The following is a 5,870-nucleotide window of genomic DNA, read 5'->3' as shown; positions in this document are numbered from 1 at the left end:
AAACAGTGCCGTTCGATGATTTTTGTGCTCGACAAACCAGCAGATTGCACGTATTTTGACTAAAGAGCTGGCGTATACTTCTCAATTTTCGGAGAAACGTCCATCAACTAACAAAGTAGTATTAAATCCATTATGGATATGGAAAAACAAGTGTTAATTGGGGCTGAAATGTGGAATCATCTTGGGACTAAAAAAATATATGATGAAATTATTAAAATTCTTTCCAGAGTATCTAAAGAAAAGTGGGAAGAGTTTAACAAAAAATAACTAATTCTTGCCAGTTTTTCGCTTGTTGGACAAACAACAATATTGTTTTATACTTTGTTAAATAGTTCTTCTCAACAAGTTGACCAGATATCCGAAAAAAAGAAATTAAAAGGGGCACAATGGGCGGTTGGCTAGAAAAGAGGTTCATACATCATCTCGACTGATTTATATCTCATATTGGCTAAAGATGTATATACACGTTTTTCATTGCCATCCAGGGATTAAAATGGCGGATAGGGCAGAGAGATTGATTAAAGAAGAGCTGATTGAAAAGGCGAAAAAGCCGGGTAAAGATGCAATGAAACTTCATCCGTTTTACAAGGGCAAAGTGCAAATTTCTCCAAAATGCTGCATACGCGACCTTAACGATTTTGGGATATGGTATACGCCTGGTGTTGCCGAGCCCTGCAGGGACATCGCAAAAAATCCCGAGAAAGTTTTTGAGCATACCAACAAAGCAAATTTCGTAGCCGTTGTAAGTGACGGAACACGCGTTCTTGGACTGGGGGACATAGGCCCTCATGCGGGACTGCCCGTTATGGAAGGAAAGGCATTGCTTTTCAAATACCTCGGAGGTGTCGATGCATTCCCTGTAATGATTAATACAAAAGACCCTGATGAGTTTATACAGGCGGTAAAGTGGATTACGCCCACTTTTGGAGGAATAAATCTCGAGGATATATCCTCCCCTAAATGCTTTTACATTCTTGACAGACTCAGAAAGGAGGTTGAAATTCCCGTATGGCATGACGACCAGCAGGGTACGGCGGCAATAACATTGGCTGCTATTGTCAATGGCTTAAAAATTGTCGGAAAGAAGATGGACGAGACATTATTTTCGATAGTGGGTGTCGGTGCTGCCAACACTTGCTTGATTCGCACCCTGATAAAGGCAGGAGTGCCCGCCAAAAACATACGTGCGGTTGATTCTAAGGGAATACTCCACCCAGGTAGGCAAGATATTGAAGACCTAAGAAAAAAAAATCCGTATAAATATGACATAGCAATGAAAACAAATGGGGAGGGAAGAGAAGGGGGCATACCCGAATCATTGAAAGGAGCGGATATATGCATAGCTGCATCGAAGCCAGGCCCTGGAACGATAAAAAAAGAATGGGTAGCAGAGATGAATGATGATGCTGTCATGATAGCTGCAGCCAATCCCATCCCCGAGATATGGCCCTGGGAAGCAAAAGAAGCAGGGGTCAGAATTTTCGGAACGGGCAGGAGCGATTTTCTAAATCAGGTAAACAACAGCCTTGGCTTTCCGGGAATATTCAGAGGCACGCTGGATGTAATGGCAAAAACAATTACCGATGAAATGCATATAGCAGCGGCATACGCCATAGCGGAGGTGGCAGAGAAAAAAGGTTTGAGTGAAAACTACATTGTTCCCACGATGGATGACTGGGAAGTGTTTCCATATGAAGCAATGGCTGTTGGCATGAAGGCAATAGAACAGGGAATTGCAAGAAAAAAATTGAGCAGGCAGGAGCTGTACGAAAGGGCAGAAGAAATAATAAAGAAGGCGAGGGAGCAGACAAAATATTTGATGGAAGGGGGATTTATTCCCTCTCCACATGGATGAAATGAAAGGAATAGAAAAAGCGATAAAAGAAACAGAAGGCGGGGTAATCATTAAACTAAAAGTCAAAACGGGCAGTGATAAGCAAAAATTTCCCGCAGGACATGATGAATGGAGGGAATGCATTGTGGTAGAAACAGTTGCCCAGCCCATACATGGAAAGGCGAATAAAGAAATAATGGACATGGCAAGAAATTTTTTTGGGCTGAAAGGCGATGAAGTGTATATTGCATACGGCCACAAAAGCAGCGAGAAGGGTTTGTTCCTTAACGAAAAAAAAGAGATTGTTATAAAAAAATTGGAAAATGAATTATGAGGAATCTCTTAAAGAGATTGAAGAAACAATCAACCATCTGAAGGTGTTAAATGAATCCATACCCATTATCGTGGAAGGAGAGAAGGATGTGGATGCCCTCCGTCGGCTTGGTATAAAAGGCAAAATTTTAACCATTCATTCCGGAAAAAAAATTGTAGACTTTTGCGATATGATAGCATCCGAATATGATAAAGTCGTTATTCTTACAGACTGGGACAAAAAGGGCGGAAGGCTTTCAAATGCTATAGAGCAGAACCTGGGCGGAAGAACAAAATGTATGACCGAGTTTCGTGCCCTGTTTGCAAAAAATATGATGGTGAGGGACATTGAAAGCATACCTTCATACATAAAACACATTAGGATAAGGATGGAAAAAGGAAAAATATGAGTCAGCAAATCTGCACATGATTAAGAATAATCTTTGCGATATGAGTTTGTGATTTAATTCCTCAAGGTTTTTTGTTTATTGCGGAGATATGGGTGAAAAGTCATGGAATCCTATGCCAGCTGCGAAAGTCATGACTGAATAACCAGAAAAAATATGATATGCTATTGGGAGCTTGACACTGTATCCCACGAATCCTGCTAAAATCATGAAACTGGGAATACACAGAAGATTATGAACACCCAAAAGTCCTTGGGTGTTAATTATACCAAGAGTTGCCCAGCACACATCAACTAGATCAATACCTGGAATATTAAAACCAAATAAACGATTGAGCAGCATCGTAGTTGGTGTAAGCCCCATACGTATAGAATTGCCCAGAAAATAGACTGCATTAATATGGCTAAAGAAAGTCAACATCAGTGGCAATCTTAAGTCAGTTATTTCTTCGTATTGATGAGTGAATTTTTGAGTTTTTTCTCTGACTAATCCCATTCTCTCCGCTTTTGCATACATTCCTTTTTCCAAGCCCTCAAGCAGGGTTTCCTCTGGGATTAATCCATATTCCTTTAACATAGAAAATCGTTCCTCAATAGTTTTTGCATTATATAATCTACTTTTAAGCTCGTTTACCTCCTTTTCCGTCAATGGTACCACCCTTGTTTCAATGCTTCCATCGGGCATATACTCATTGACTTCAATTTTTATAAGATTTATCTTCTTTCCCTCACAGTTTCCAGTATCACTCATCGCATATATTTTCCCATCCTTTTCATATAAAACCGGGGAATTTAGAGTTCCAATTGCCGGTGTTAAGGTAATGCCAAGAAATACCGCAATTACTCCAACAACCAACCCTTTTTTCCATAGTGTTTTTCCCATTTTATTTTACCTCCAAAATATACGATAAAAATTTGTTTATAAAACTATCCTGCCTATTAGGCGTTCCGTCAATCTACACCAAAAACTTAATTAAGCCAACCTTGTTAGAAAACAAACGATTAATGATATCGTGGAGGATGAAGGAACTAATGAGAATAGAATACCCAAGATATACCGAGCGATTCGGCTCTGTTAGAATTAACACTCTCCAGAAAATTCTAGAATTAGATGCTGGTAAGGCTAAAGAACAATTACGTAGAGATGTAGATAGTTATTTAACAGATGCTGAAGAGTTAGAAGCGATTCAGAAAAAACTAGCAATTGTTGTACCTATAAAAAATGAGAAAATCAAATTATTTGAAGGCATACTTAAAGCTATACCTCATGATTGCTTACTCATAATAATTTCCAACAGCCGAAGGGCTGGGATAGATCGTTTTTTGATTGAAAAGGATGTCTTAAATCAATTTTATCATTTTACGCACCGCAAAGCCGTCATTATTCATCAGAAAGACCAATACTTGGCAGAGGCATTTAAGAAAGGGGGCTACCATGAAATACTAGATGATAACGGGCTGGTATGTGATGGTAAGGCTGAAGGTATGATTGTAGGAATAATTTTAGCTAAGCTCTTTCAAAAAGACTATGTGGGATTTATAGATGCAGATAATTATATACCTGGTGCTGCTTGGGAATATGTAAAAGATTTTGCGTTGGGATTTAGCGTGGCAAAATCACCCTACACGATGATTAGGCTCTCCTGGTTATACAAACCAAAGGTTACGGGCATGCCTGGAGGACTATTTTTTAAAAAATGGGGCCGTGTCTCGGAAAGTTCAAATCGATGTATAAATTCATTGATATCAGACAGCACGGGGTTTGGAACAGATATCGTTAAAACAACTTGTGCTGGTGAGCATGCAATGACAATGAAACTTGCAGAAATAATACCTTATTCAACAGGTTATGCTATAGAAACAGGTGAACTCCTATTTATCTTTGAAAACTTCGGTGGCATTTTGCCGACTGACTACCCAACGGTAATAAAAAGAGGTGTGGATATCTTTCAAATAGAAACCGTGAATCCGCACTTCCACGAAGATAAAGGAGGAGTTCATTTAAACGATGTATATAAGTCGTCGTTGGGCCTTATATATCATAGCCCGCTTTGTGGCAATAAAACGAGAAAACTAATCCGTAACATTTTGAAGGGGCACAGTGTTCTAACAAATAATGAAAAAATTCCTAAACCGCGTAGGTACCCACCGATAAAAAAAATCAAGTTTAGAGCATTCAGTCAAGCGATAACCCCGCATCTTAATGATCTAGCGATGGGGTTGCCGTCTGATAATTTATCAACTAGTTAATATGATGGCTAGATTTAAATATTTCACACAAATTAGAGGAACATTAAATTGCAGCCAATAATATTTACAGATCTTGACGGAACTTTACTTGACAAAGAAACATATTCGTATGAGAAGGTATTGGATACCATATCAACACTTAAAAAACATAAGATACCGATTATATTTTGTTCGCATAAGACCCATGCCGAGCAGGAGGTATATCGAAGAAAATTGGCGATAAATGATCCATTCATCGTTGAGAATGGTGGTGCTATATTTGTTCCTTGCAATTATTTTACATTCAACTTTGAGTATCACAAAATCGTGGATGATAATTTTGTGATTGAACTGGGAACATCGTATAAGTATATTCGTGCAAAATTAAAGAAAATTGAGAGGGAGATAGGGATACCCATCAAAGGGTTTGGCGATATGAGTATTGAGGAAGTAGCTAGAGATAGTGGCTTGACGTTTGAGCTTGCTATATATGCCAAAAAACGCGAATATGATGAAACTCTAAAGCTAGATGGCCCACAAGAAACAATTGACAGGATATTGAAAAAGATCGAGGAATGTGACCTTAATTGGACACACGGTGGTCGCTACTACAGTGTTATGGGTGAAAATGATAAAGGTAGAGCAGTTGAGATACTGTCAGAGTTATTTAAGCAAAAATACGGGATAATAAAAACTATCGGCATTGGCGATAGCTTAAGTGACTTATCAATGCTAGAGATAGCAGATGAACCATACTTAGTACAGAAGCCTGGTAACGTTTGGGAGAATATTGAGTTGCAAAATCTAACCCGTGTCGAGGGTGTCGGGCCTGAGGGTTGGAATATAGTGGTAAAGAAATTGTTGAGTAAACTCCATAAATAATCGTAGGAGACATAGAAATGCACACGATATATTTAGCCCCATACAGCCTTATGGTGTGGTTTAGGCATTTAACGCACTTTATAGTCTCTACGAATAAGCTCCATTTTGTAACCTAATTGTTTCTCCTCGGGTGACGAGAAGAAACAATCTATTCCTCTAAAATTTTCAGATGGAGGAAAACGAGGGATGGAAAACAGAGTTTTCGGG

7 protein-coding genes are annotated in these 5,870 nt (G+C 38.9%); 6 read left to right on the top strand and 1 reads right to left on the bottom strand.

What is annotated here, in order from left to right; all coding sequences use genetic code 11:
• Positions 1-132 precede the first annotated feature (132 nt).
• From U9O96_05285 to U9O96_05270, 4 genes are all read left to right on the top strand, one after another.
• A complete protein-coding gene (locus U9O96_05285) occupies positions 133-267 on the top strand; it encodes a hypothetical protein (GenBank protein MEA2054513.1) in 135 nt (44 codons plus the stop codon).
• Positions 268-493: 226 nt separating this feature from the next.
• Complete coding sequence (locus U9O96_05280; protein MEA2054512.1) at positions 494-1,855, top strand: NADP-dependent malic enzyme; 1,362 nt, start codon at positions 494-496, stop codon at positions 1,853-1,855.
• Entirely contained in the window at positions 1,848-2,168 is a 321-nt protein-coding gene (locus tag U9O96_05275; protein ID MEA2054511.1) for a DUF167 family protein, read from the top strand. Before U9O96_05280 ends, U9O96_05275 begins: the two co-directional genes overlap by 8 nt.
• Positions 2,158-2,556, top strand: coding sequence for a toprim domain-containing protein (locus tag U9O96_05270; GenBank protein MEA2054510.1), 399 nt, complete (start codon positions 2,158-2,160; stop codon positions 2,554-2,556). Before U9O96_05275 ends, U9O96_05270 begins: the two co-directional genes overlap by 11 nt.
• A 75-nt stretch (positions 2,557-2,631) precedes the next feature.
• On the opposite strand, the gene U9O96_05265 is transcribed toward U9O96_05270, so the two are convergent.
• Positions 2,632-3,435, bottom strand: a complete 804-nt coding sequence (locus U9O96_05265) for a hypothetical protein (protein MEA2054509.1) — start codon at positions 3,433-3,435, stop codon at positions 2,632-2,634.
• A 149-nt stretch (positions 3,436-3,584) separates the two neighbouring features.
• Between U9O96_05265 and mpgS the strand changes: the two genes are divergently transcribed.
• Together mpgS and mpgP are read left to right on the top strand one after the other, a co-directional pair.
• Positions 3,585-4,802 (top strand): mannosyl-3-phosphoglycerate synthase, encoded by a 1,218-nt coding sequence (gene mpgS, locus U9O96_05260; GenBank protein MEA2054508.1) that lies wholly within the window; start codon positions 3,585-3,587, stop codon positions 4,800-4,802.
• A gap of 48 nt (positions 4,803-4,850) precedes the next feature.
• Positions 4,851-5,663 carry a mannosyl-3-phosphoglycerate phosphatase gene (gene mpgP, locus U9O96_05255; protein MEA2054507.1) on the top strand — a complete coding sequence of 271 codons (813 nt, stop codon included), beginning with the start codon at positions 4,851-4,853 and terminating at the stop codon, positions 5,661-5,663.
• Positions 5,664-5,870 lie beyond the last annotated feature (207 nt).

This window comes from Candidatus Thermoplasmatota archaeon, assembly GCA_034660695.1.
GTDB lineage: Archaea > Thermoplasmatota > E2 > UBA202 > DSCA01 > JAYEJS01.
The sequence above is the reverse complement of the archived record's forward strand: the minus strand, read 5'-3'. Positions and strand labels throughout refer to the sequence as shown.